Below are 26,636 nucleotides of genomic sequence, written 5' to 3' on the forward strand. Positions count from 1 at the left end.
TCCTCCTAAATTGAAAACTTACCTTTTGTAAGTTTATTTAAAATCCAGTTAACTACCAATACAAAAATCAAAATTGCAGTAGCAAGTACACTTGCAATTTGTTGACTATGATAAGTTTGATAATTGTAAAGTTCAAAACCGATTGTCTTTGTATGTGATGAATACAAAAGCGTACTCATAGTAAGTTCATAGAAACAAGGCATAAATATTAAAAATATCCCTGCAACTATTGAAGGCATTATAAGCGGTGCGGTAACATCTTTAACCATTCTAAGCCAGCCTGCTCCGGAGATTTGTGATGCCTCTTCAAGAGAAGGATGAACCTGACTCATTCCTGAAACTACAGTCCTCATTCCCATTAACATATACTTAATCATATATGCAATTATCATAATATAAATTGTATTATAAATATTTATTCCAAATTTTCCACTCATTGTCATTATAAGAGCAAGAGCTATTGCAATACTTGGAGTTCCTGAACCTACAGTTATTAAAAAGTCCGGAATCTTTCTTCCTTTAACTCTCGTTCTTTCAAGCAAATAAGCCATCATGCAAGAAATTATTATCCCCAAAAATGCTGCAGCACAAGCTGCAATCAAACTGTTCATTGTAGAACTCAATATACTATCTCTTGTAAGCATTTGTTTCCAAAATCTAAATGAAATATTTCTTGCAGACAAAGGCTTACCCATATTGATAGTTACAGAAGTAAGAGCAACTGTTATAAACGGAACTATTACTACTATAAAAGAAAAAATTGAAACCAATATTGTAAGAGGTGTTCTCCATTTTCCTAAATCAACTATTGTAGGTCTTGTTGATTTCCCGCTCATAGTTATAAATTGTTTCTTCCCCAGTACAAATGTTGAAAAGTACAAAACTAAATTTGCAATTATCATCAAGAATACTGCTAAAGTTGTAGCATCAATTATGCCTTCTTCATTTCCTATATGAACAAACTCTATTATTCTAGTTGTAACTGTATGAATTTGTCCCGGAGCTCCAATTATTGACGGAATACCGTAACAAGATGCAGCCGTTACAAAAACTAAAAGTCCCGCAGCAATTAAACTTGGTGTCATCATTGGAATTGTAACAGTAAATAAAGTCTTTAAAGGACTTGCTCCTGAAATTCTAGCAGCTTCTTCTAAAGAAGGATCCATTTTTTCCATTGCACGAGAAATAGTGATAAAAGCATAAGGATAATAAAAACAAGTAAGTACCCAAATCATTCCCCATACACTGTAAATATTGAAAATCGGTTCACTAAGTCCAAATAATTTTTGAATAAACATATTTAAAGTTCCAACTCTCGGATTTAAAAGTCTAAGCCAAGCCATAGCCCCTACATAAGGTGGAACCATATATGTTATAACAAACATAGTTCTAAATATTTTTTTACCATATAAATTAGTTCTTCCAACTAAAAAAGCAAGCGGAAAAGCAATTAACATTCCAAAAAATGTTGTTGCAACCGCAGTAACAATCGTATTTCTTATAGCTATAAAATTCGCATCATAACTATAAACTCTCTTAAAAGCTTCTAAAGTAAAACTCCCGTTTGGAAATATAGATTTAACAAAGAGATATAAAAGCGGAAAAACTTCAAAAATAAGTAAAAATGCTATAATCGATAGTATTATTATCCACTTTATATCTATTCTAAATTTTCTTTCTGTCTTTTGCATAAAATAAACCTTTCATTAACAAGAGGGAGTTTCCTCCCTCCGTTATATATTTTTTATTGTGAAATAACAATCTCTAAGTATTCTGTGAATTTATTTTTTACCAATTGTATCTGTAAACATCTTTCTTAGAGAATCTCTATCTTTAACTAATTGTTCCCATTTAACATTTATACTGTTTGATGTAATTTCAGAAGTTTTAATTGCATCATAAGGAACTTCAGGAAAATCTTTTAATACAGAGTGCATCCATCCTTTAACTATATATTTTTGACCTTCTTCTGATAAAAACCATTTTGAAATAGCTTCTGCCGCTTTTGTATTCTTGTTTTCTGTTAATTTTTCATCTACGACCATAATTGGTGAAGGAACCACAATAGTTCCGTCTTTAGGATATATAACTTCCAATGAAGAGTTATCATCTTGTCTTTTCTTTAAAACAGATTCTTCAAGAATCATAAGTTCGTCCATTTCTCCGGTTTCAAGTTTAGTTAAAGCAACACTACCCGCTTCAATAGCAACTTTTCTCTTAGCTAAATTAGTGAAATATTCATCCTTATATTTATCCTTTAATCCGCTGATAGCTGCAAGAGCTGTACCTGATTTTAAAGGATCTGACATTGAAATTTTTCCTGTAAGACTTTCCTTTTCAGCAAATTCTTTAAAAGTTTGAGCTAAATCTTCTTTCTTTGTTTTTTCAGGATTATAAGCTAAAACCATATTAGAAATTCTAACTGGATACCAATATCCTTCTTTATCATATTCGAAAGCTAATTTATCTTTGTTTTCGATATCAAATTTATGTAGTACTTTCTTTTCTTTTAATTCATAAGCATAAGAAGGTTCTGCAACCATTATAATATCACAAGCAAGTTTTCCCGCATCAATTTCTCCGGCTATTTTTGTTTGCAAAGTTCCTGTTCCGCCTTGGAAAAATTCGATTTCACAATTAGGAAATTTCTTCTTGAGTGCAGGCTTCATATTAGCAATTATATCTTCATACATTGAAGTATAGATTCTAATTTTTCCGGTAACTTCTTCATTCGCCTTCATATTTTTACTCGTATCATCTTTCTTTCCAGAACTTCCTCCGCAAGCAGTAGTTCCAATCATTAATGCTGACAACATAAGTGCCAAAAATTTCTTTTTCATAATTCCCCCTAAATAGAAATATTATCTTTTTGTTGAGTACACACTCCACGATTAATTATATTCAAAATCCTAAAAAAAATCTATATTTTTTTCATCAATTTTCAAAATAATTTTAAATTTTTGAACAATTAAAAAGGGACTTTATTGTCCCTGCAAAAATATCCATCCCTATTTGTTAGTTCTCATTTAAAACATACTAAAAACAAAAAAGAGAGATCATTTATGAAAAATTGTCTCTCTTTTAAAAAAATATTAATTTTTTGAAATAATTTGTTTAAAATTTAGATTAAATTTAGAAAACGATTCTAAAAAATTACTCTTTCTATTAATCTACTTCATCCATTCATTAAATTTATCCAAAGTTTTCTCTCTACCAATGTCAGTAACTTTTATAATGTCATTTTCTATATATGCAAATTTTTTATTTACTATGTTCTTTAAAACTTTTTCAAATTTATTCTTTGCATAACATAAATGCTCATTTATTTTTACAACATTACACTCGATGTCAGCTCTTTCAGTATTTTCATGATTTATAATATGAAGCATCATTGTAACCTCTGCAAATTCAGCCCTTTTTCTGTTTTCATTTAATATTTTTTTGATAATTCCGTTTCTCGGTTCAAATATAAATACTAATAAAAATATCAACCCGTTAACTATGGCTATTGTTCCGGCAATAGAAAGGTCATAAATATATGCCATATAAAATCCTATTACACTACTTAAAACTCCCGTGAAAACACTTATAAATATCATTTTCTTCAAATCATGTGTTAATAGATATGCCGTTGCAGATGGAACAACCATATATGAAATTACAAGTATTGAACCCACCGCATTAAATGCTCCTACAGTTGTTATAGAAACTAAACTCATCAAAGCGTAATAAATAACAGCCGGTGCAAATCCGGAAATCAAACTTAAATTTTTGTCGAATGTAGAAATTTTTAATTCTTTAAAAAACACCCAAATAAAAATCAAATCAATTAAAAATATTACTGCCATTACAAAAATAACCTTTGACATTTCATAACCGAAAAACTCGATTCTCGGAATTATTGAAAATGCAACTTCTCCAACTAAAACGGAGTCAATACAGAGATGCACTCCTCTTAAAAATTTTGAAATCAATATTATAGCAATACTGAACAAAAATGGAAATACAAGCCCTATTGACGCATCTTCATGCAAAGTTGTCTTTTGATTTATAAGCTCCGTCAAAAATACAGTAAGTATTCCAACCAGTCCGGCACCGACAATCAGCAAAGGACTTGTCAAATCTTTTGTAATGAAAAAAGCAATTACGATTCCAAGTAAAATTGTATGAGTTATAGAATCTATCATCATAGACATTTTTCTAAGAATTAAAAATGGTCCCAATAGTGAACAAGCAGCTGAAACTAAACTTACAGCTATTAAAATTTCTAATTGTCTCATTTAGTCCCTCCTTGCATAGTTCTCTTTTTACTGAATAAAATTCCTTTTTTAGGCGAAAATAATATACTAAAAAATACAATTAAACTTGCAACTATCGCTATAACCGGTCCTGTTGACAACCCCTTATAGTACATACTTATAAATGAACCGGTAATTCCTGAAAAAGCTCCAAAAATTCCTGATAAAATCATCATAACATTGAATTTATCCGTCCATTGTCTTGCAGCAACAGGTGGTGCAATTAACATTGTACTCATAAGAATTACTCCAACTGATTGAATTCCCATAACTATTGAAATTACAAGTAAAACTATTAATATTCCGGTCATTAAATTTATAGAAAATCCCTTTGTTTGTGCAAACTCCGGATCAAAGGAAAAAAGTTTTAATTCTTTCCAAAATAGTAAAATTACAAACAGTACCAAAATAATTATTCCGATTAAAAAATATATATCTTTTTTCAAAAAAGCGGCAGCTTGCCCAAATATAAATTTATCAAGACCCGCTTGATTAGTATTTGCTTCTCTTTGAATAAGTGCAAGTAAAACAACGCCAAGCCCAAAAAATGTTGACAAAACAATTGCCAATGCACTGTCAAATTTTACTTTTGATTTTAAATCAATTCCGAAAATAAGAAGTGCCGCTATAACTCCTGCAATAAAAGCTCCAAGAAGTAAAAATTCCAAATTTTTAATTCCAAGTACCATAAAAGCAATACAAACACCGGGAAGAGTTGAATGGCTGATTGCATCACAGATAAGTCCTTGTTTTCTCACTGTAACATATACTCCCATAATTCCACTTAAAAGTCCCAAAAGTCCTGAACCTAAAGCTATCATCAAAAAAGTATAGTCAGTAAGTAAATCTAAAATTCCGTTCATAATCTACACCCTATATGCCTTATTTATATTTTCTTCAGTAAAAACTTCTCTAACAGAACCTGATGCAACAACCAATTTATTTAAAAGTACAACCTCATCAAAATATTCCTCAACAGTTCTCAAATCATGATGAACAACTATGATTGTCTTTCCGCTATCTCTAAGTTCTTTCAAAATTTTCATAATTTCTTTTTCCGTTTTAGCATCAACCCCTTTTAGCGGTTCATCTAAAAAATAAATTTCACTATCTTGAACTAATGCTCTCGCTAAGAAAACTCTCTGTTGTTGGCCGCCGGAAAGATCGCTTATTTGCCTATCGACAAACTCTTCCATTCCAAGTTTCTTTAAAGCCTCTAAAGACAATTCTCTTTCTTTTTTACCTGCTCTTTTTATCCAACCGAGCTTCCCATAAGTTCCCATCATAACAACATCCAAAACATCTGTCGGAAAATCCCAATCGACAGACTCACTTTGTGGCACATAAGAAATATCTTTTCTAAATTCCTTATAAGGCTTGCCGAAAAATGAAATTTTTCCGGATGAAATGGGGATTAAATTTAACATTGCCTTTAACAAAGTCGATTTACCTGCACCGTTTGGTCCCAAAATCGCGGTAAGTTTACCTCTTTTAATATCCAGATCTACATCCCAAACTACAGGTTTAAGATAATAGGCAATAGTTAAATCTTCAACTTTTACAGCTATTTCGTCCATTTTTTCCTCCAAAAAACAAAAAATCTCCACAATATAAGTATATATATTTAGGAGATTTTTTTCAAGTATTATTTTAAAGCATCAACTATAGTATCAATATTATATTTAAACATTGAGATATAAGTATTTTCTTTTGTATTATCATCTCCTAATGAGTCAGAATACAACTCTCCACCTATTTTAACATTATGTCCTTTAGCTTTACAAGATTCAACTAAAGATTCAATAGTTTTCTTAGGAACTGAAGATTCAACAAAAACTGCTTTTATTTTCGTTTTAACCAAGAAATCTGAAAGTTTCTTTATATCAGCTGCACTTGCTTCTGATTCTGTACTGATTCCTTGAATAGCCTCTACCTTAAATCCGAATTCCTTTGCAAAATAGTTAAAAGCATCATGAGCAGTAACTAAAACTCTTTGATTTTCAGGTAATTCAGAAACTTTTTTCTTTATATAATCGGAAAGTTCATCAAGTTCTTTTTCATATTTAGCAAGATTTTTATCTATTTCTTCAGCTTTTGAACTATCAGCTTTCTTCAAACCTTCTGCTACATTTTTCGCAGCTATTTTCCAGTTCTTAACACTAAACCAAATATGTGGATCATTAGGACCTGCTCCTTCTTCATCCCAAGGAAGTAATCTATCTGATGGAATATTTTTTGCTGCAGTTACAACGTTCTTATTTTGTTTTTCTAAACCTTGTAAAATTTCTCCCATTTGTCCTTCCAAATGTAATCCATTTACAACTACAACATCTGCTTTTTCAAGTTTTTCCACATCGCCTGCTGTAGGCTTATATAGATGAGGGTCAACTCCCGCTTTCATCATTCCTTCAACTTCAAAGTTATCTCCACCGATTTGCTTTACCAAATCTGTAAGCATTGTACTTGTAGCAACAACTTTTTTCTTTGAAGTCTTTTGCTCAGTTTTCTTTTCTCCCTCTTTGTTTTTACTATCATCTTTTTTGGTACAAGCTCCTAAAACCCCAACGGAAAGTACCAATGCAAGTAATAATATAATTTTTTTTCTCATTTTTTCCCTCCTAAACATTTTTATAAAGAGTTTGTTTTCTCTTACTAATATATATTATCACAATTTTTAAATAATATCAATAATTATTATTTATTTTTGTAAAAAATTTTTTAACCTTCTAAAATATTTTATAAATTACAACAAAAAAGGCAGTACAAATTCGTACTACCTTTTGGATATAAATCATATTATTTTTGTTCTGTATATCCCATCTTATTCATCAATTCTTCAGTTTTTTTCATACTAATCTTAGTTTTTGCAGGATCTTGAAAATTCTTTCCAAGAACTTCTTTTGCCTTTTCATAATCAATATTTGTGTAATCAACTTCTAAATCTTCAATAAACTTATCTTCTTGATAATCTATTGAATGTTTTATTCCTTTGATTCCTTGATATTTTTTAGCGATTGGATCTAATACCTTTTGAGTCTCTTCTTTAGTCTTCGTACTTGGCAATTGAGCATATATACCTTCATTTTTAGTTGTTTGCTTTACAACTTTGTCTTCCTTTTCAATATAAGTATAAACTATAGTTGTTTTCAAGCCGTTTTTTTCAAGTACATAAGTTTTTGTAGCAGTAGCAGCTTCTTTGCTTGAGCAAGCTGTTGACAGTACCACGATAAAAATCATAGCCATTGATAATAGAACATTTCTTATTTTTTTCATAATATACCTCCATTAAAATATTCTTGACACATTTTATCATAATTAAAAAATTTTTTCAAGTAAATTTTAATATTAATATGCAATTTCATTAAATAAAATATCAAAATATGATAAAATGACAGTTATAAAATAAAAAGGCAGTACAATTGTACTACCTTTTATAGAATAATATTATTTTTCTTTAAATCCGGCTTCCAAAAGAGATTTTTCCAATTCTTTAAAACTCTTTATTTTGTTTAGCCCTTCTTCAAGCTCTCCTGAAGATTTTTCAGAAACTTTTCCTCCAAATGAACCGGCTAATGCTTTTAGCTTTTCAGGATTCACTTTGTTCAAATCAATATTAACTTTTAATGTGGCTTCATTATTACCATATTCAACATCAAATTTTATCCCTTCAAGACTTGCTCCCATACTCTTTATCATAGAAAATAGAAGTTTTGCCTGTTCTTGATTTTCTACATCCAGTGATTTATATGACATTTTAGCATCAATATCCAATTCATTTACTACATCATCTTTATATTTTACCTTTACCGTCATTTCACTTCCGTTTTCTGACATGTAATAAGTTTTACTTTTCTCTCCGCCACAAGCTATCAGTAATATAATTGAAAAAATCAACATAAAACTTGTAAGTATTCTTTTAAAATTTTTCATAGCTACCTCCTTACAATCAAAATAATATACTAATATTATCTTTTTTTCACAAATCTTTACCTTCTTAACAATCTTTAACAAATCTCCTTCACACAAAGATTTCTATAATTATTCTACCACATTATAAAACTTTTTTCAAATGCATTGGAAAATTAAAACCACTAACTGGAAAATATCATAACAAACAAAAAAGCAGTATAAAATTATACTACCTTTTTATAATAAAATCATATTATTTTTGTTCTACAAATCCTTGTTTTAACACTAATTCTTCGCTTTTTTGCATACTAACTTTAGTTTTTGAAGGATCTCCTGAGAAAGTCATTCCAGGAAGATCTTTTGCCTTTTCATAATCAAAGTTTGCATAATCTACTTCAACTTCTTCAAGAAATTTATCTTCTTGAATATCAAGAGTTTCTTTTAAACCTTTAATTCCTTGATATCGTTTAGAAACAGCTTGTAATTGTTGTTTAACCTGTTCTACATCTTTACCTTGAAATGCTGAAAATGGAGCTTCAGTTTTGCTTGTTTGCTTTATAACCTTGTCTTCTTTTTCAATGTAAGTATAAACCAAAGTTACTTTCATTCCATTTTGTTCTTTAACAAAAGTCTTTGTAGCAGTAGTAGCTTCTTTGCTTGAGCATGCTGTTGATAGTACCACAACAAAAATCATTGCTAAAGATAATAAAATACTTTTTAATCTTTTCATAATTTACCTCCGTATAAATTTTTATAACTTATTTTACCACATTAAAAAGTTTTTTTCAAATATTTTTTATACTATTCTCCCGACATTTTCTCTAAAAAATTTTACTAAAAAAGCACCCTTTCGAGTGCTTTTAATTAATCCCAGCTTGGAGGAGCTGCTTTTTCTTCTGTGTTTTTGAAATATTCGTATTCAGTGAATCCCATCATTCTTGAAATTAATACTACAGGGAATACTAACATAGTCCTATTAAATCTGGTAACTGTGTCATTATAAATCATTCTTGAATTCTTTACGTCTTGTTCATATTCATCAATCTTGTCCATTGTATTTAGATATAATGTATTAGCTTTTAAATCAGGATATGCTTCAACCACAACAGCAAGTCTTGATAGAGCTTGAGTAAACATATTATCATCAGCTTCAATATCTTTTACAGAACTGCTACTGTTTACACTTCCTCTTGCTTGAATAACTTTTTCTAATGTTTCAGCTTCATGTGCTGAATATTTTTTAGTTGCATCAATCAAAGATTTTAAAGCATCCCATCTTGATTCAACATTTGCTGCTATTTGTCCCATAGCATTTTTAACCATTTCTCTAAGTCTTATTAATTTGTTATAGCTTGACATAAGCCATAATCCTAATAAAACCACCACTCCCAGAATTACATATAATGCTATCATAATTTTCTCCTTTCTAAATATATATTGTACTAAATTTATAGCCAACTATCTAGTTCCTCCACCGGAACCGCCACCGAAGGATCCTCCTCCGCCGCCAATACTTGTAAAGCCTCCGCCTCCTCCGGAAGAACTTTGAACGCTTTTTGAATAAGCATCTAAAAAGTTATTAGAAAACACGTGAGAATAAATCATTGCTGTATGCAATGAATATATATCTACATCATAATTTTCTAAAAATTCCGGAGAAAGTTTCTTTAATTGTTTTTCAACTTCATCTGCAACATCATAAAGTGTTGCATAAATCAATAAGTCTTTCCAAACTTTTATTTCAGAAATTTCTCTTTCACTCAACAGTGAAAAATCTTTCAAATAATTATAATATTTTATCAAGTTTTCAGTAAACTTTTTACCATTTTCATTATATCTGTATGTCCACTTTCCTCTATCACTAGTATTAAGCAGGTTATGCTCTCTTGCATAACTTAAAGAGTCTTGTTTTAATGTTTCCTGTAAAGACTTAAAAGATGTTTGATTGCTCGTCTTTTTAAGATAGTTTGAAAATTCATTTTCCTGTAGAATTTCATCATCTCTGGCTGCTTTAACAACCATAGTGAATAATTTTCTCTCTGTTGTAGTTTCAAAATCGTATTCTAATTTATTATTAATTTTTAAAGATAAAATTTCTTTCTTAAAAATAAATCCCTTTTCTTCGGTCATAGGTATCAAAAGCTTAGCTTGTATCCATTTCAAAAAATATGCTCTAATTATCGATTCTGCTCCATCAAAGCCGGCGCATTTCAAAATGAAGGATAATCTCCACCATTCTTTTTCAGGGATATTTCTATAATATTCTCCTTTAAAATCTCCCTTTTTGTATCCACCTTTAATCTTCTTATTTGCAGAAACAACTGCAGAAGTTCCAAACATTCCGGCAAAAAGAATTATAATAAATTGTATTGCAAGTCTAGAAATTCTTTGACGATCTTTTGAGCTTGTATTTTTTTTATAATTTTTATCATAACTTGACCCTTTAAATGCCATATCTTGATAATATGAAAAATCTTTATTTATTCTTTCTCCGGAAGTAATTTCACCTTTATTTAATTGAACCAAGACAGTTACATAATTAGAACTGGAAAGTCCTGTCAAACTATTAAAAACTATATCTCCATCTAAAAATTCTATTTTCCCTTTATTACCAAAAGCCCAAATCTTAGAATTCGTATTATCAAACTTTCCTTCCTCCTTAGAAATAGTAATCTTAACTTCTTTTGGAGCGGCACTTAATCCGTCATTTACAAATTTCCAAAAAATCATATCTGAATCATTTAAAAGTTTTATAAAATTTGTTACCCTGTATCTTAATACAAAAGTCTTCCTTTGATATTCTCCAAATCCAAAACAGAGTTCATAACCGTTTGAAGTTTTTAAAACTCCTGATTTGCCGGATTTTTCCTGTCTGCTTTTTTTTGTATTCCAATTTTCTAAACTTTCATAGGGAATTTCTTTCCCGTTTTGTATTTCAGAAACCTTAAAATTAACTATTTTACTTGTTCCAAGATTTCCTATAGGAATATAGTATTCGGTTCCCTTTGAGGCTTGAAAATCCATAATACTTTCAATATCTGCACTTCCATCCTTATTAATTCTAACATTTATTTCATTTTTGTAAAAAGTATCTGCAAAAGAATTATTGGACCGAATAACAAAAAGTCCGAGCAGTATAAAAGAAAATATAAAAAATCTTTTAAAATAATTCTTAAAAATTTTCATAAGCCTCATATACCAACCTTCTTAATATATTATTTGCAAAACTTGTATTACTATATAGCTTTACAAGTTTTGCAAATTTTTAATTTTTTATTATGCTGGAACTATCTAGTTCCACCACCATCTCCGCCACCGAAGGAATCATCTCCACCGCCGATGCTTGTAAAGCCTCCACCTCCATCAGAAGCCTCTTCAACACTTCTTGAATAAGCATCCACGAAATCATTAGAGAATGCATTAGAATAAATAACTGCCGTATGCAATGATTCTACATCCATATCTATATTTCTCAAAAATTCCGGAGATAATTTCTTTAATTGTTTTTCAACTTCATCTGCAACATCATAAAGCGTTGCATAAATTAACAAGTTTTTCCAAACTTTTATCTCTGAAATTTCTCTCTCACTCAATAATGAAAAATCTTTCAAATAATTATAATTTTTTACTAATTTCGCGGTAAATTCTTTACCTTTTTCACTATAAGTATGAGAATATTTGCCTTTACTACTTTTTTCAAAAAGATCATTTTTACTTGCATATTCATTGGATAGTTCTTCTAAATCTTCTTCTATTGATTCAAATTCTTCTTGATTATCCGTATCTTCCAAATAATCAGAAAACTCATTTTCTTGTAAGATTCCATCAGCTCCGGCAGCACCTGCAAACATAGCAAATAGTTTTCTCTCTACTTTTTCTTCGAAATCATTGTTAAAACCGCTCTTTATTTTCAAAGCCAATGTGTCTTTTTTAAAAATAAGTCCCTTTTCTTCAGTTACAGGTATTAATATTTTTTCTTGTATCCATTTTAGAAAATATGCTCTAATTATCGATTCTTGACCATCGAAACCTATATCTTCTAAAATATCGGACAATTTCCACCATTCTTTTTCAGGAATATCTCTGTAATATTCTCCTTTAAAGTCTCCTTTTTGATATCCATTGCTCTTTTTCTTGCCAAATATTTTAACAAGAACAACAATGGCAACAATTATACCTCCTGCAACATAAAAAATCTTATTACTACTTTTTTTATCGGCTTTTTTAGTATAATCAGAGCCTTTAAATGCTAAATCTTTATAATATGAAAAATCTTTATCTATAGTTTCTCCGGAAGTGATATCCCCTTTGTTTAATTGAACCAAAACCGTAACATAATTAGAACTTGTAAGTCCAGTCAAACTATTAAAAACTATTTTGCCATCCGAAAATTCTATTGTTCCTTTGTTCCCGAAAGCCCAAATCTTAGAGTTTGTATTGTCAAAACTTCCTTCTCCTTTTGTGATAGTAAGTTTAACTTCGCCGGGAGCAGCGCTTAATCCTTTGTTTACAAATTGCCAATAGATCATATCAGAATCTTTTAAAAGTTTTATGAAATTAGTAACTCTATATCTTAAAATAAAAGTTTTTCTCTGATATTCTCCAAATCCGAAACAAAGTTCATAACCTTTATCAGTCTTTACAACTCCTGATTTTTTAGCCTTTTCTTCTCTTGTTTTCTTTGTATTCCAAGATTCTAAACTTTCATAAGGAACTTCTTTTCCATTTTTAATTTCCGAAACTTTGAAATTAACTATTTCACTTTTCCCTAAATTATTAACAGGAACAAAGTATTCAGTTCCTTTTGATGGTTCAAAATCCATAATACTTTCAATGTCAGCACTTCCATCTTTGTTAATTCTAACATTTATCGTATTTTTGTAAAAAGTATCTGCAAAAGAATTATTGAAAGGTATTACAAATAGACTAAGTAATACAGCAGAAAAAACAAAAATTCTTTTTGCCAAATTTCTAAGATTTTTCATAAGCCTCCGCCTCCTATTACAATCTTCTTAGAATTTCACCTTTACCTAAAATCTCTAAAATGTTTGAAAGTTCAGGTCCATGAACTTGACCTGTAAGTAATGCTCTAACCGGCATATACAAGTCTTTGCCCTTAAAACCTGATGCCTTTTGAACTTTTTTCATAAAGCCTTTGGCAGTTTCTTCATCCATTTCCTCGATTTGAGATAATTCCTCCTTCATTTTTTCTTTTAAAATTTCTATATGCTCTACATTCCTCATTTTCAAAGCATCCGGTTCAACTGCAACATCTTCAAATAAAAATCTTGATTGTTCAACAATTTCTGGAAGTCTTGAAATAGATTCCTGAAAAATCTTCGTAATAAGTTCAAGTCTTTTTTCACAAATATCTTCCTTTATAAACCCTGCCTTAACTAAATAAGGTTTAACAAGTTTTGCAAGTTCTGAAACTTCCATCTTTCTAATATATTGAGCATTAACCCAATCTAATTTATCTACATCAAAAACTCCACCTGATTTTGAAACTCTATCAAAAGAGAATTGTTTAACCATTTCATCTAAGGATAAAATTTCTTCATTGCTTTCAGGGCTCCAACCCACAAGCGCAAGATAATTAATAAGTGCTTCCGGTAGATATCCTTTTAATCTAAAATCTTCAACAGATGCATCATCATTTCTCTTAGATAATTTCTTGCCACTCTTATTTAAAACTGTTGGTAAATGAACAAAAGTAGGCTTTTCAAAACCAAGAGCCTCATAAAGATAAATATGTTTAGGAGTTGATGAAATCCATTCATCTCCTCTTACAATATGAGTAATTCCCATTAAATGATCATCAACAACTACTGCAAAATGATAAGTTGGAAAACCGTCAGCCTTAATCAAAACTTGATCGTCCATATCATTTGTATTTATTGTAATTCTACCTTTGATTACATCTTCAAAAACAATATCTCTATTTTCAGGTAACTTTAATCTAATTACATAGCTTTCTCCATTTGCAATTCTCTTTTTAGCATCTTCAATGCTAACACCTCTACAAAGTCCGTCATATCTTGGAATTTTTCCATCAGCCTTTTGTTGATTTTTTACATCATCAAGTCTTTCTTTGCTACAGAAACAATAATAAGCATATCCCTTTTCGATAAGTTCTTCTGCATATTTATTGTAAATTCCCTTTTCAACTCTTTCAGATTGGATATATGGACCACATTCACCAACTTCTGTAATCTTTCCGTTTTCATCAAGACAAACACCTTCGTCTGCCTCAACTCCTGCCCATTTAAGTTCGTGAATCAAATTTTCAATAGCTCCCTCAACATATCTGGTTCTATCGGTATCTTCTATTCTAAGCAAAAACTTTCCTCCCTTTTGCTTAGCATATAAATAATTATAAAGTGCAGTCCTAAGTCCTCCTATATGTAAATATCCTGTTGGACTTGGTGCAAAACGCAATCTAACCATTCCTATTTCCCTCCTAAAAAATAACATATATCTATAATAATTATATATCAATTATATTAATTTGTAAAGGTTTTTAACAAAAAATCAAGCTCAAATGCACACATAAAAACTGCGAGTTTATAAAGTACTTGCAGTTAATTATATTATCAAAATATTAAAAGTACATTTTTTATAATAATTTTAAGTGTCAATCCTCGTTATATCTTTAAGTGACTTATTACGATAAATTAAATCATCTCTAATAGTAAAACCTTGTTTTTTCCAAAAAATATTTCCCTTTTCATTTCTATCAAAAACTACAAGAGCAACTTTGTTAATTCCCAATCTAATAAGTTCATTCATAGCTGTATTCAATAATTTAGTTCCAATTTTTTGATTTTGATATTTAGGATTAACAGCTGTATGATAAATATAACCTCTTCTTCCGTCATTTCCGACCATAATAGCACCTACAATACAATTTTCCTCCGCGACAAAACATGTATTAGGATTGTGAATCAAAAACTTTTCTATTCCTTCTTTTGAATCATCAAGATTATTTAATCCCATTCCCTTACAGGACATCCAAAGAGAATACACTTCCTCATAATCATCTATAGTCATCGGTCTAATTAACATACTTTTATTCCTCCTAAATTTGTAATTTCTTTATTTCTTTCTGGCAACAAAATAATATCTGTGAATTCTACCTCTAATTACTCCTTCTTTTTCAAGAATTTCCTGTGCTTTAAAGAGATTTTCTTTATACTTCTCGACTTCAAAATAAGGAAATTCCCAATCTATAATCCTTGCAAACCAAACCAGAGCTCCAACATCATAAAACTCTATCGGTCTATAAGTTTCTGCTTCTTCAACAATCTCAAAACCATTTTCTATAAATTCTTCTTTTGAAATATTCAGATAAGCTTTAGGAAATGGAACATCAACATCTCCTATTAAAAGTTCCACTAATTCTCTGTCATTTTCAGCACCAACCTGTTGTGTAAGAAATAATCCTCCACTTTTAAGAACTCTTTTAAGCTCATTAACATTATATTTACCATGTCTATTTGTAATAATATCAAAATAATTATCTTTAAAAGGAAGTTCATCACCACCATCAGCTGCTTTAAAATCTATTCCCAAAGGAATAAGTCTCTCCTCACATATCTTAATATTTGGCTCATAGCCTTCAATTGCTGAAGTATGTTTGGGATTTAATAAAAAAGATAAAAGAAATTCTCCACCACCAGTTTCCATATCCAACAAATAATCACTTTCTCTTAAATATGACTTTATAATGCTTCCAAAATCCCATTGAAGATCATCTTCTTCTTTATATCTTTCTCTAATATGAGAAAAATCCCAACCCTTAATATGAGCAATTTCCTGCTCATGCAACCATTCATTTAAAAGTGTCTGTTTATCCATGTTTTTCTCCTTAAATATCTATTTTATTTATCTAACAATTGAATTATCCGTCATCAAATTAGCTATATGATGAGGAATCATAGAAACTTGCATTGACATTTCAACATGATAATTTTTATCTATACATTCATCCCAATACTCAAGATGCTTTTTATCTATCCACGAATCAGACTCTTCTACTCTTATTCCATTTTCTCCTTGAATTGAATACCAATAAAGATACTCTTCATCCTCACATTTTTCTCGAAAAATAGTTTCTACATACATTCTCTCTCCGTCCAAAGTAAGTAATACTTCCTCCATATTTTCATTTAAAAAATTCATCCACTTATCTACTACTTCCGACTTCCCCTTTCTGACACGAAATCGTGATAATTCTATATTCATACTTTCCCCCCAAAAATAGTACTTTTTTTTATATTTGACTTTCTAAAAATTTACAATATTCTAAATTATCTTTTGTAATTTTATCACAATGCCCATAACCTTCCCATACTTTTAATTTAACATAAGGTAGTTTTTTGGGTATCACCTTCTTCGCTTCTTTATAATCAAACTCTTTAGAACCATAACAAAAAATCAGCTTTTCTTGCTCATCCTTAGATAAATCTGGGATTTTTACAAAAGAGCAATCGTGAATTATATTCACAATACTTTCATCATCCATCCTTATAAAAGACTCTGCCATTATTTTACCAAATTCCGCTCCATATAGAGCGGTCATTTTTTCTACAGCAAAATTCTTATCTTTAAGAGCTTTCTTATGTTTTCTCAAAAAAATTTTCTTAAAAAGAAAATCTAAAAAATAGGCTTTTTGCCACAAACTAGCTCCTTCAAAAACACATTTATCTATAATTATATCCTTGCTATTTAATAAATTTAACAATACTACTCCACCTAAAGAAGCTCCAAAAGCTAAATTTATCCTATCTATTCCATTTTTAACTAAATAATTCTTTATTTTATCAGCTTCCATTTCCGCTGACTTATATACTTCTCTTGACTTTCCATGTGCTGATAAGTCCGGAATTATATATCTATAATCCCCTAATATATTATCAGCAATTAAAAATTTCATTCCTTCAGCAGAAGATAACATAGGATGAATAAGTAATATTACCTTTTCGCTACCCTCATTAATATCAACAAAATTCATTTTTTACTCCTTAACTTTTATACTATTTGTAATCTTTCTAATTTAACTCTATTATACCACTTGTTACAATTCTAATCTATATATAAATTTAAAAGAGAGTGATTTCTCACTCTCTCAAATAGTTTTTTGCTTGCAAATTAGAAAAATTTATACAAAAATGTATCGTAATCTTGTATATTATAATAATTTCATTATACGATAGCTTTAGGGGTTTTGTATAGATTGTTACAACTGGTTTATTTACTAAGTCCTTTACAGGACTTACTATTATTTGCAAGCAAATAATAGTAGTGAGATCTCCAGAGTCATTGTATCAAAGATACAACGACCCCGTCAGACCTACTTTTTATTGTTTATGAATAAACAACAAAAAGTTGGTACGATGGAAAATTGTTCAAATCTTTGATTTGAGTACAATCAACTGCGGAAATCTCATACTTTTGCTTTAGCAAAAGTAAATGTATCGAAGATACATAAAATACTAATTTATTTTTTACAACAAAAAAAGACGGCATCTCAACCGTCTAATTTCTTTTAATTAAAACACGAAACCTACTAATTCTAAAAAACAATAAACTTTGATTCGTTTTTATTTTTATTAATTTTTTTCAATCCTATATTTATTAATGGATTTTTTGCTTTGCTTATACGAGCATTCTTATGGCAAGACTTTACACAAGCCATGCATACAATACAAGCATTTTTATCCGTTATAATATGATTATCAATACAAGCTTTAGGACATTTTTTTATACAAACACCACAATTATCACAAAGCTCATAATCAGTTTTAGGAATAGTAAATATTCTTCTCCCAGTATGTACAGGTTTTATATCAGCAACTTTGCCTATAAATCTATCAAATAAGCTTAAGCTTTTATTCTTTTCTATATTATTTTTTAATTCCTCTCTTATAGCCTTTCCAAATGAAATTGCCATATTAATATCTTCTGTGTTAGGTCTATTTATAGCAACAGGTAGTTCTTTTGTTGAATAAGAATGTTCTCCTATAAACTCTCCATATCCCACAACATTGCCATTATTCTTTTTTACTATAGAAACAATCTCTCTTTTAGCAAACATAATTGCAGCATTTCCATATAGTAAAACTATAGCGACAGCTTTATTATTAAAATCAATATTCTTTATATAATTTCTAAATTCTTTATACAAAAATCCACCATAAACTGGTGCCCCTAAAATAATTAGATCAGCTTTGCTTGTATCGATGTTTTCTGTTTTAGAAATTCTATTTTCCTTTGTTAAATCAAAATAATATACTTCTTTTGACTCAATTCCTTTAATTACATTTTTAATTATTCTTTTTGTAGTTCCTGTAGGTGAAAAATAAATTACTTTAACTTTTGGAGAAAAAGATTCTCTCTCATCCAAAATATTATCATCTAAAAAAAGCTCTAAATTTTGATTACTCTTATATTCCATAGTACTACTCATATCTATTCGCCTCTTATAAATGTTTTTAAATAATTTATAAACCAAATTATAACTTTCAAAAAAATATTACTCTACTGTTTCAAATATACCCTTTGACTAATTTAGCTAACAAAAATAAAACTACTTGAAAAAAATTAAAAAAATATATAACTATACAAATCAAACTAAATATAAATTTAAAAATTATCGATATAATAATCTATATAGGGGTATCACTATAATACAAGTTATTTTTTTGTACAATAAATTACATATATATAATTTACATAAAAGTTTTATAAATTTACTTCGATTTTTTGAATTAAATTTTGATACTTTTAATATTTTTTAAAAAAGAGCAATGGTATAAATTACCACCAAAAGATATTTTGATTATGATGAATGAAAGGAGGAATTTTATGACTAATAATAAGACAACATCATCAGTAAAATCAAATAACAAATCAGCGCATAAGCTGGGATTTTTTGATTTTTTTGCTATTACAGCATCTATGGTAATGACGGTATATGAATATCCGTCTTTTGCTAGTTCTGGATTTCAACTTGTATTCTTTCTAATTGTCGGAGGACTTTTTTGGTTCTTGCCTGTTGCATTATGCTCTGCAGAAATGGCAACAGTAGAAGGATGGGAATCTGGAGGTATTTACTCATGGGTTGGAAATACTCTAGGTAAACGATGGGGATTTTCAGCTTTATTCTTTCAATGGTTTCAAATAACAGTAGGATTTGTTACCATGGCATTTTTTATACTTGCAGCATTGGCGTACGTATTTAAATTTGATGCACTTTACAATAACCCAATGGTTATGTTTTTTGGAGTTGCAATCATTGTGTGGGTTCTAACATTTACACAACTAGGTGGAACAAAATATACAGAAAGAATTTCTAAGATTGGTTTTCTTGGAGGAATAGTTCTTCCTGTTATTATACTTTTCATTGGCTTAATTGCATACTTTAGTACTGGTGGTGTTTCTCAAATTAAGATTACGACAGAAACTCTAATTCCAAATTTCAAGGAAACAGGAACTCTTGTAATTTTTGCTTCTTTTATTCTCGGTTATATGGGCGTAGAGGCATCAGCATCTCACGTTAACGAACTTAAGAATCCGACAAGAACATATCCTTCAGTTATGATTGTTTTAACTATACTTACAATTGTACTTGATGCTCTTGGCGGACTTGCTATAGCTACAACTCTTCCAGACAAAATATTAAATGGTAATCTATCTTATGGAGTTATTGAGGCATTTGAAGCAATCTTTACAGAACATTTTGGTTCACAATATAATTGGCTTGTTTTAATAGTTGCAATACTATTAGCTCTTGGTGTATTAGCAGAAATATCTTCTTGGATTGTTGGCCCATCCAGAGCGCTTTTAGAAGCGGCAAATGATAAGATTCTCCCTCCATCTTTTGCAAAAACTAATAAAAATGGAGTGTCAGTAAAAACAGTTATACTTCAAGCAATTATAGTAACAATTTGGGATGCAGTTCTATGTGGTTCTATAGCATTGGCAGGAGGTTCTGATTCATCAGTCGGTTATTTAACAGCAATAGGACTTACAGTTGTAATCTATTTGGTTGGATATATATTATTCTTCTTAGGATATTTCGTTTTAATATTGAAAAAATCTAATTTAAAACGTACATTCCAAGTTCCTGGTGGAAAAGTATTTAAAATAATTGTTGCTACAGTAGGATTGCTTATTACAATAGCAACTTTAATTATTTCATTTTTCCCATCATCAAAATTAACAACTGCAGATAATCAAGTATATCAAATTGTGCTAATTATATGCTTTATTATCTCCTTAATAGTTCCTATAATTATTTATTCAAATAAACATAGATGGGCAACAAAATATGATGATAAAAGTAAGTAGTTATTATAAATTATTAAATACATTGATATAGTTCAAATTTTATTTAAAGAAAGGAAGATTAATATGAGTAAAAAAATATCAAAATCAAGTAGAAAAAGCACTAATCATATCAGTGATATTCTTGAATCAATGAATCAAGAAACTAGATATCTTACACCAATTTTCGGTACAGAAGCTAGCGATATTGAAATGCCAAACAAAAAAATAAATGAAAATCCTGTATCACCTCAAGTTGCAGCAGAAATTATTAGAGAATATTTAAAAACAGAAGGAAATGCAACACAAAACCTTGCAACTTTCTGTCAAACTTATATGGAACCAACTGCAACAGCATTGATGGCAGAGAATTTTGAAAAAAATGCAATTGATAAAGATGAATATCCAATGACTGCAGACCTTGAAAACAGATGTGTCGATATTATTGGAAACTTATGGCATATGAATCCAAAAGAAGAACCTATAGGAACATCTACTGTCGGTTCATCAGAAGCTTGTATGCTAGGTGGACTAGCTATGCTTTTCAGATGGAAACATCTTGCAGATAAAGCAGGAGTTAATAGATTCACCAAAAAGAGACCTAATCTTGTAATTTCTTCAGGATATCAAGTATGTTGGGAAAAATTCTGTCGCTACTGGGATATTGAAATGAGAACTGTTCCACTAGATATGGAACATTTATCCCTTAATATGGATACAGTAATGGATTATGTTGATGATTACACAATAGGTATAGTTGCTATTTTAGGTATTACTTATACAGGAAAATATGATGATGTAAAAGCTCTTGACAAACTAGTTGAACAATATAATAAAAAGAAACCTGATTTACCTATTAGAATCCACGTTGATGCTGCTTCTGGAGGTATGGTTGCTCCTTTTATAGAACCTGAATTAAAATGGGACTTCAGATTAAAAAATGTATGGTCAATTAGTACTTCAGGTCATAAATATGGTCTTGTATATCCGGGAGTAGGCTGGGTAATTTGGCGTAGCAAAAAAGCTCTTCCAGAAGAATTAATTTTCTGGGTTAGTTACTTAGGAGGAGAAGAAGCTACTATGGCAATCAACTTCTCACGTAGTGCATCTCAAATTGTCGGTCAATACTATATGCTTATGAGAAACGGGTTTAAAGGCTATAAAGAAATTCATCAAAGAACAATAGATGTAGCAAGATACATGGCAGATGAAATCAAAAAAATGGAAATATTTGAACTGCTTGAAGAAGCAAATCAAATCCCTATTGTATGCTGGAGACTAAAAGAAAATGCAAATGTACAATGGACATTATACGACCTTGAAGATAGACTTCGTATGCATGGCTGGATGATTCCTGCATATCCTATGCCTGAAAATTTAAAAGATGTAGATGTACAAAGACTTGTTCTTCGTCAAGATTTTGGAATGCCTTTAGCAATTCTTTGCATAAACGAAATGAAAAAACAAATTGAAATATTAAACAATTCAAGAGTTGTTCTTCGTAACAATGAAAAGAACTCTAACCCTGCTAAGGGATTTGACCATAGTGGTAGATAATTTAGGTAAAATACTAAAAGGGGCTGTTATCAGCCCCTTTTTTAATGTATATTTAATAATAAAAATCTCATTTAAAAAATATTTTTAAGTTTTTTACTCATAACATCTTGTTCTTAATCGGAGTATCTTACCTAATATGTCATTTCGACTATAGCGTTAGCAAAACGAATCTAGTCCTAACTTTGCTTGTTTACAAGCAAAAGTAAATGTATCGTAGATACATAATCCACACATATTTACTCTAAAACCAATTCATAAACAAGCAAATTCTCACTACTTATTAGCTTAAAATTGTTGTTTGTTGCGATTTTTTGTGTTGTTAATTGTCTTTTATCACATTCGATAATGAGTGAATGAATATTTTTATTTTTTGCATAGTTAATGAGTGATTTTGTTATTTCATCTGCTATGCCCTGTCCCCAATAGTCTTGACTTAAAATAAAGCCAATTTCGTAGCTTTCTTCGTCGTATTCGTGGTATTCGTGAAAAATAACATGTCCAATTAGTTTTTTGTTTTGTTTATATTCCAAAGCAAATACTCGTGGAGGATAAGACAGTGCATTTTTATTTAAAAAGTCTTTTGTGTTTTCCAAAGTGAAGGGTTCTTCAATGTATTCCATCACTTTAGGGTTACTTAATATCAGATATAGGTCATCTACATCTGATTGTTTAAATTGTCTTATCCTACACCTTTTTGTTTCTATATTTATATGTTTAGGGAAGTACTCTTTTCCAAGTTGCCAAAGATATTGGTCAATTCGCTTAAAACTATATTCATTTAAACCATAGAATCTTTGAAATTCTATAATTATGCCTTTGAATTTAACATAATCTTTCAAGTCTTCGTTTTTAAAATCGAAAAACTTATCACATTTTCTAAAATATCTAAGCACCCTATCGACATAACTATCATAAATTGGATAATCTTTTGAATTATGATGACTACAATATTTTGAAGCAAATGAGTAAAAATTTTTAATTTTGCCTCCAATGGTTACATTTTGAATATCACTAACCGCAGAAATATCCCCTTTTTTAAGTTTTGAATCTATACCCTTAGCTTGTATATGCTCAGCAACTGGATAGATTGAAAAAATATTTGTACTATAAAAGTCATTAAGTGTTGATGCCTTTAATAGAATATCTTTAATATCTGTATTCTTTGGACATATTTCAAAGAACAGTTTATTAAGTGCTTCCTCCTTATTACAATATTCCTTATTGTGTTTCCATTTTTCAAGATATTTCTCAACTTCTTCGATTGATGGTTCAGGAATATTAATATCCTTATTTTTTTTATCCATTTTTTCTACCTCTCTTTTTTAAAAATATTTTCTATTCCACATCTTTTAAAGATTCAATCATCGGAACTTTGCTAAGCATTATTTTTACTATAAAGTAAACTACAAATGTGAATAATAGCGTTACTAATGCTGAGTAAATGTAGCTTATGAGTTTTACTTTGTTGAAAAATCTGATTGAGTCCATAGCAAGTTGTTCCATTATGTTTATGTGCAGGCTATGACCTACAAAGACTCCCAGTCCTATTCCTAACATTGTTAGTATTACAGTTTCTTTGTAGATGTAATTGTCAATTTCTAAAGGATAGAATCCCAAAACTTTAAGTGTTGCAATTTCCCTTTTTCTTTCAGAGATGTTTATATTACTTAGATTATATAAAACTACGATTGACAAGAAGCCTGAGCATATTACGATTACTAAAATAATTGAGTTTATGCTGTAAGATGCGTCATCAATTATTCTTTTCAAGGAATGTATGTTTGTGCCTTTTACGGAAACGGGATCTTTTTCTAATTCATTTATTACTTTTTCAACATTGCTCTTGCTTCCATCATTTAAAATTAGTAGTTTAGTATTTTTTATAGGTTTTCTGAAAAAAGTTTGTTCATAAGTTTTTTCATTCATTATAAAAAAATTGCCAACATGATTTTCAAAGATTCCTGCAACGACTCCTTTATATTCCTTGTTGTTATTTATAAATCTTATTTCATCTCCAACTGAAAGTGAAAATTTTTCAGCTAATTTTCTATTTATATAGATTCCGTCATCTAATTTTTCGATTTTTTTATCTCCATTGTATAGTCCAAAGAACTTAGAAAAATCACCCAAATTGTCAATTGTAAATACACCTATTTTTTCATCAAAGCTCTTTTTGGATTTTATGTTTACGGATATTAATGATATATCAATACTTTCTTTAATATCCTTATTTGCTTTTATATCTTCATTAAATTTTTCCAAATCTTTCCCCAATGACATTGGATTGTAGATAACTGATGAATGATATTTTGTATATTTTGAGTATTGTAAATCGGAAACTCCGTCTAAGCTGTCTTTTATTCCAAATCCCAGAACTAAAAGTCCCATACAACCCATTACACCTATAATTGTCATTGACAATCTAAGTTTGTACCTAAACACATTTCTTAAAGTTGCTTTTTGTAAAAATGAGAGTTCTTTCCATATATATGGTATTTTTTCAAGAAAAACAAAATTTCCTGACTTTGGAGCCTTTGCTCTCATAAGTGATGAGATTTTTTCTTTTAAAGTTCTTATACATGTTATATATGATACAAAAGCTGTGCAGAAAATTGCAATTAATATTCCAACGATAATTATTTGTGGATAATAATTGTCAAATACTTTTTTAAATATGAATGCTTTTAGATAGGATTTGTAAACAAGTGGAGAAATCACTTTAAAACCTAAGATAGTACCTATTATTCCTCCAATAATACTTGCTAAAAGTCCATAGTAAAAGTATTGTTTTGCAATGTCGATATTGCTATATCCTAAAGCTTTTAAAGTTCCTATCTGTATTCTATTTTCATCTACCATTCTGGTCATTGTTGTAAGTGATACCAAAAGGGCAATGAAATAGAAAAATAGTGAGAATACATTTGAAACGCCATAAATTCCATTAGCTGCAAAATAAACTTTTGACATTGCAGATGAAACAAATCCTTCTTCAATATTGTAATTTGGCTCTATCAATTTAGATAAAACTTCATCGCCGTCAGAAATTTTGCTATCTGCATCGGAAATTTTTCCTTTAGCATCTTCCAATTCATCTTTACCTTTATTTAATTTTAAGTTATTTTCTTCAATTTCAGCCTTTTTTTGAACCAACTTTGAATAGTATTTGTCAAATTTATTCAACCCTTCCTCGTACTTTGCTTCCAATTCATACTTTTTATTTTCCAAATTTACGATTCCGGAAGATAATTTTTGCTCCGCTTCAAACAATTCATTAATCTTTGAAGAAATATTTGATAGACCAGCATCAAGCAAAGCTGAATTTTTTTTGATTTTTTCAAGAGTTGCATTTAAAACAGCCAATTTTTTAGTAATTTCTTCTTTTTTTGCCTTATATTCGCTTTCTTCAATTAAGTTTGCCTTGTAGTTTTCTTCAAGCAATTTTAATTCTTTGTTTTCATTTTTTATTTGTAGCTCAATATCAGTTTTTGAATTTTCCAAATCTGCTTTATCTTTTATTAAAGAATTATTTTTTTCAGTTAAAATTTCTTTGTTTTTATCCAACTCTGCTTTTTTAGAATACAACTCATCTAGGGCTGTTGTCAATTTTGATTCATTTTGATTTATCTGCTTAATAAATTGATTTTTTTGATAATCCAAATCCGCAAATGCTCTTCTTAAATCTTTTCTTCCACTTTGTACTTTTTCAAGATTTTGTTGTAATTTCTTTTCACTTTCTTCAATATCAAATTTATTTTTATTAACCTCTTCCTTGCTATCATCTAATGCTTCTCTTTTTTGAGCATAAATAACATTATATACTTCTCCGGCTCTACCTTTGAATGAGTCTTGTAACTCTATTTTTCTTTTGTTTGATAGTTTTTTATACTCTTTACTATTTCTATTCAAACCATTTAGGTCTGAAAAAGTAATTTTTGCATAAGAAAAATAACTGAAATCAAAAGTGTCTTTTGAAACTATCGCCAAATATCCATTTTCGGTAGTTCCCATTAACAATGTAGTTAAAACCTCAGGACTTTTGATAAAGCCTTTAACTGTAAATTTACTTTGTTTTAATTTTTTTACTTCATCTTTAAAAATTCCAAATTTTTCAACATTTTTAAAGTCTATTTCATCTCCGATTTTATATTTATCTTTTAATCTTTCATCCAACAAAATGTCAGAATCGGATTCAATATCTTTCCCCTCTACTACTTGAACGGTACTGATTTTTTCAGGCTTGTTTTCAATGGTAAAATCTACTTTCCTATCCTCATCTTTAAGATTTATACTGTATCCGTATTCAACATCCTTTAAGTTTTTTAAATTGGAAATTATATTCTCATCCTCTTTTTGCAAGCCAAAATTAGAAGAAATTTTATAATCGTATAAATTTCCTTCTTTTACACGTTCATCAACACTTCCTCTCATGATGTATGGAGTTATTTTAAGTCCTACAAAGACCATTACTCCAAGTGCTATCATAAATACAATAGATACAAATTTCGGAAATGTCCTAAAAATTGTTCTGTAAAAATTTTTAAACAA

22 protein-coding genes are annotated in these 26,636 nt (G+C 29.5%); 2 read left to right on the forward strand and 20 right to left on the reverse strand.

The genetic code is table 11. The features are described from left to right. Positions 1–5: 5 nt before the first annotated feature. The 18 genes from VJI94_RS04175 to VJI94_RS04260 form a co-directional block, all read right to left on the reverse strand. Complete coding sequence (locus VJI94_RS04175) at positions 6–1,691, reverse strand: iron ABC transporter permease (RefSeq protein ID WP_324008446.1); 1,686 nt, start codon at positions 1,689–1,691, stop codon at positions 6–8. Positions 1,692–1,781: 90 nt separating this feature from the next. Beyond that, the gene (locus tag VJI94_RS04180; RefSeq protein ID WP_324008447.1) at positions 1,782–2,840 is read right to left on the reverse strand and encodes an ABC transporter substrate-binding protein; all 1,059 of its coding nucleotides are present in this window, start codon (positions 2,838–2,840) and stop codon (positions 1,782–1,784) included. Between the two features lie 330 nt (positions 2,841–3,170). After that, a complete protein-coding gene (locus VJI94_RS04185) occupies positions 3,171–4,280 on the reverse strand; it encodes a metal ABC transporter permease (RefSeq protein WP_269720747.1) in 1,110 nt (369 codons plus the stop codon). Then, positions 4,277–5,161, reverse strand: a complete 885-nt coding sequence (locus tag VJI94_RS04190) for a metal ABC transporter permease (protein WP_004832762.1) — start codon at positions 5,159–5,161, stop codon at positions 4,277–4,279. Before VJI94_RS04190 ends, VJI94_RS04185 begins: the two co-directional genes overlap by 4 nt. A gap of 3 nt (positions 5,162–5,164) precedes the next feature. After that, positions 5,165–5,875 (reverse strand): metal ABC transporter ATP-binding protein, encoded by a 711-nt coding sequence (locus tag VJI94_RS04195; protein ID WP_040596976.1) that lies wholly within the window; start codon positions 5,873–5,875, stop codon positions 5,165–5,167. A gap of 68 nt (positions 5,876–5,943) precedes the next feature. Then, positions 5,944–6,906, reverse strand: a complete 963-nt coding sequence (locus tag VJI94_RS04200; RefSeq protein ID WP_029949937.1) for a metal ABC transporter solute-binding protein, Zn/Mn family — start codon at positions 6,904–6,906, stop codon at positions 5,944–5,946. A 188-nt stretch (positions 6,907–7,094) separates the two neighbouring features. Then, the gene (locus tag VJI94_RS04205) at positions 7,095–7,571 is read right to left on the reverse strand and encodes a YehR family lipoprotein (protein WP_248111213.1); all 477 of its coding nucleotides are present in this window, start codon (positions 7,569–7,571) and stop codon (positions 7,095–7,097) included. A gap of 171 nt (positions 7,572–7,742) precedes the next feature. Next, positions 7,743–8,228, reverse strand: a complete 486-nt coding sequence (locus VJI94_RS04210) for a YehR family lipoprotein (protein WP_081446144.1) — start codon at positions 8,226–8,228, stop codon at positions 7,743–7,745. Between the two features lie 232 nt (positions 8,229–8,460). Then, a complete protein-coding gene (locus tag VJI94_RS04215) occupies positions 8,461–8,937 on the reverse strand; it encodes a YehR family lipoprotein (protein WP_004832758.1) in 477 nt (158 codons plus the stop codon). A 134-nt stretch (positions 8,938–9,071) separates the two neighbouring features. Next, positions 9,072–9,620: a LemA family protein gene (locus tag VJI94_RS04220; protein WP_029949931.1), complete on the reverse strand. Its 549-nt coding sequence runs from the start codon at positions 9,618–9,620 to the stop codon at positions 9,072–9,074. 45 nt (positions 9,621–9,665) lie between these two features. Beyond that, positions 9,666–11,393, reverse strand: a complete 1,728-nt coding sequence (locus tag VJI94_RS04225) for a DUF2207 domain-containing protein (protein ID WP_324008449.1) — start codon at positions 11,391–11,393, stop codon at positions 9,666–9,668. Between the two features lie 101 nt (positions 11,394–11,494). After that, a complete protein-coding gene (locus tag VJI94_RS04230; protein ID WP_324004060.1) occupies positions 11,495–13,192 on the reverse strand; it encodes a DUF2207 family protein in 1,698 nt (565 codons plus the stop codon). A gap of 16 nt (positions 13,193–13,208) precedes the next feature. After that, positions 13,209–14,660, reverse strand: coding sequence for a glutamate--tRNA ligase (gene gltX / locus VJI94_RS04235; RefSeq protein WP_324008541.1), 1,452 nt, complete (start codon positions 14,658–14,660; stop codon positions 13,209–13,211). Between the two features lie 174 nt (positions 14,661–14,834). Beyond that, positions 14,835–15,272, reverse strand: a complete 438-nt coding sequence (locus VJI94_RS04240) for a GNAT family N-acetyltransferase (protein ID WP_324008450.1) — start codon at positions 15,270–15,272, stop codon at positions 14,835–14,837. A gap of 30 nt (positions 15,273–15,302) precedes the next feature. Beyond that, positions 15,303–16,064, reverse strand: a complete 762-nt coding sequence (locus tag VJI94_RS04245) for a class I SAM-dependent methyltransferase (protein ID WP_324008451.1) — start codon at positions 16,062–16,064, stop codon at positions 15,303–15,305. Between the two features lie 27 nt (positions 16,065–16,091). Then, complete coding sequence (locus VJI94_RS04250; RefSeq protein ID WP_324008453.1) at positions 16,092–16,451, reverse strand: DUF6176 family protein; 360 nt, start codon at positions 16,449–16,451, stop codon at positions 16,092–16,094. Between the two features lie 28 nt (positions 16,452–16,479). Continuing rightward, positions 16,480–17,220 carry an alpha/beta hydrolase gene (locus tag VJI94_RS04255; protein ID WP_324008454.1) on the reverse strand — a complete coding sequence of 247 codons (741 nt, stop codon included), beginning with the start codon at positions 17,218–17,220 and terminating at the stop codon, positions 16,480–16,482. A gap of 561 nt (positions 17,221–17,781) precedes the next feature. Beyond that, positions 17,782–18,675, reverse strand: coding sequence for a flavodoxin domain-containing protein (locus tag VJI94_RS04260; protein WP_324008455.1), 894 nt, complete (start codon positions 18,673–18,675; stop codon positions 17,782–17,784). Positions 18,676–19,073: 398 nt separating this feature from the next. Here VJI94_RS04260 and VJI94_RS04265 point away from each other — a divergent pair, with 398 nt between their 5' ends. After that, positions 19,074–20,558, forward strand: a complete 1,485-nt coding sequence (locus tag VJI94_RS04265; protein ID WP_324008456.1) for an amino acid permease — start codon at positions 19,074–19,076, stop codon at positions 20,556–20,558. Between the two features lie 63 nt (positions 20,559–20,621). Next, positions 20,622–22,091, forward strand: a complete 1,470-nt coding sequence (locus VJI94_RS04270) for a glutamate decarboxylase (protein ID WP_118059144.1) — start codon at positions 20,622–20,624, stop codon at positions 22,089–22,091. A 236-nt stretch (positions 22,092–22,327) separates the two neighbouring features. On the opposite strand, the gene VJI94_RS04275 is transcribed toward VJI94_RS04270, so the two are convergent. Both VJI94_RS04275 and VJI94_RS04280 read right to left on the reverse strand, forming a co-directional pair. Next, a complete protein-coding gene (locus VJI94_RS04275; RefSeq protein WP_233428829.1) occupies positions 22,328–23,395 on the reverse strand; it encodes a GNAT family N-acetyltransferase in 1,068 nt (355 codons plus the stop codon). Between the two features lie 31 nt (positions 23,396–23,426). Next, positions 23,427–26,573: an FtsX-like permease family protein gene (locus VJI94_RS04280; protein WP_324008457.1), complete on the reverse strand. Its 3,147-nt coding sequence runs from the start codon at positions 26,571–26,573 to the stop codon at positions 23,427–23,429. Between the last annotated feature and the right edge of the window lie 63 nt (positions 26,574–26,636).

The organism is Parvimonas sp. D9, from assembly GCF_035282565.1.
Lineage (GTDB): Bacteria > Bacillota > Clostridia > Tissierellales > Peptoniphilaceae > Parvimonas > Parvimonas micra.

Bases quoted from the DNA above. Each gene is read 5' to 3' on its own strand.
- VJI94_RS04225 (WP_324008449.1), bottom strand. From the start codon at position 11,393: ATGAAAATTTTTAAGAATTATTTTAAAAGATTTTTTATATTTTCTTTT.
- VJI94_RS04240 (WP_324008450.1), bottom strand. From the start codon at position 15,272: ATGTTAATTAGACCGATGACTATAGATGATTATGAGGAAGTGTATTCT.
- VJI94_RS04250 (WP_324008453.1), bottom strand. From the start codon at position 16,451: ATGAATATAGAATTATCACGATTTCGTGTCAGAAAGGGGAAGTCGGAA.
- VJI94_RS04245 (WP_324008451.1), bottom strand. From the start codon at position 16,064: ATGGATAAACAGACACTTTTAAATGAATGGTTGCATGAGCAGGAAATT.
- VJI94_RS04190 (WP_004832762.1), bottom strand. From the start codon at position 5,161: ATGAACGGAATTTTAGATTTACTTACTGACTATACTTTTTTGATGATA.
- VJI94_RS04265 (WP_324008456.1), top strand. From the start codon at position 19,074: ATGACTAATAATAAGACAACATCATCAGTAAAATCAAATAACAAATCA.
- VJI94_RS04255 (WP_324008454.1), bottom strand. From the start codon at position 17,220: ATGAATTTTGTTGATATTAATGAGGGTAGCGAAAAGGTAATATTACTT.
- VJI94_RS04205 (WP_248111213.1), bottom strand. From the start codon at position 7,571: ATGAAAAAAATAAGAAATGTTCTATTATCAATGGCTATGATTTTTATC.
- VJI94_RS04210 (WP_081446144.1), bottom strand. From the start codon at position 8,228: ATGAAAAATTTTAAAAGAATACTTACAAGTTTTATGTTGATTTTTTCA.
- VJI94_RS04275 (WP_233428829.1), bottom strand. From the start codon at position 23,395: ATGGATAAAAAAAATAAGGATATTAATATTCCTGAACCATCAATCGAA.
- VJI94_RS04195 (WP_040596976.1), bottom strand. From the start codon at position 5,875: ATGGACGAAATAGCTGTAAAAGTTGAAGATTTAACTATTGCCTATTAT.
- VJI94_RS04180 (WP_324008447.1), bottom strand. From the start codon at position 2,840: ATGAAAAAGAAATTTTTGGCACTTATGTTGTCAGCATTAATGATTGGA.
- VJI94_RS04230 (WP_324004060.1), bottom strand. From the start codon at position 13,192: ATGAAAAATCTTAGAAATTTGGCAAAAAGAATTTTTGTTTTTTCTGCT.
- VJI94_RS04220 (WP_029949931.1), bottom strand. From the start codon at position 9,620: ATGATAGCATTATATGTAATTCTGGGAGTGGTGGTTTTATTAGGATTA.
- VJI94_RS04185 (WP_269720747.1), bottom strand. From the start codon at position 4,280: ATGAGACAATTAGAAATTTTAATAGCTGTAAGTTTAGTTTCAGCTGCT.
- VJI94_RS04215 (WP_004832758.1), bottom strand. From the start codon at position 8,937: ATGAAAAGATTAAAAAGTATTTTATTATCTTTAGCAATGATTTTTGTT.
- VJI94_RS04200 (WP_029949937.1), bottom strand. From the start codon at position 6,906: ATGAGAAAAAAAATTATATTATTACTTGCATTGGTACTTTCCGTTGGG.
- VJI94_RS04270 (WP_118059144.1), top strand. From the start codon at position 20,622: ATGAGTAAAAAAATATCAAAATCAAGTAGAAAAAGCACTAATCATATC.
- VJI94_RS04280 (WP_324008457.1), bottom strand. From the start codon at position 26,573: ATGATAGCACTTGGAGTAATGGTCTTTGTAGGACTTAAAATAACTCCA.
- VJI94_RS04260 (WP_324008455.1), bottom strand. From the start codon at position 18,675: ATGAGTAGTACTATGGAATATAAGAGTAATCAAAATTTAGAGCTTTTT.
- VJI94_RS04175 (WP_324008446.1), bottom strand. From the start codon at position 1,691: ATGCAAAAGACAGAAAGAAAATTTAGAATAGATATAAAGTGGATAATA.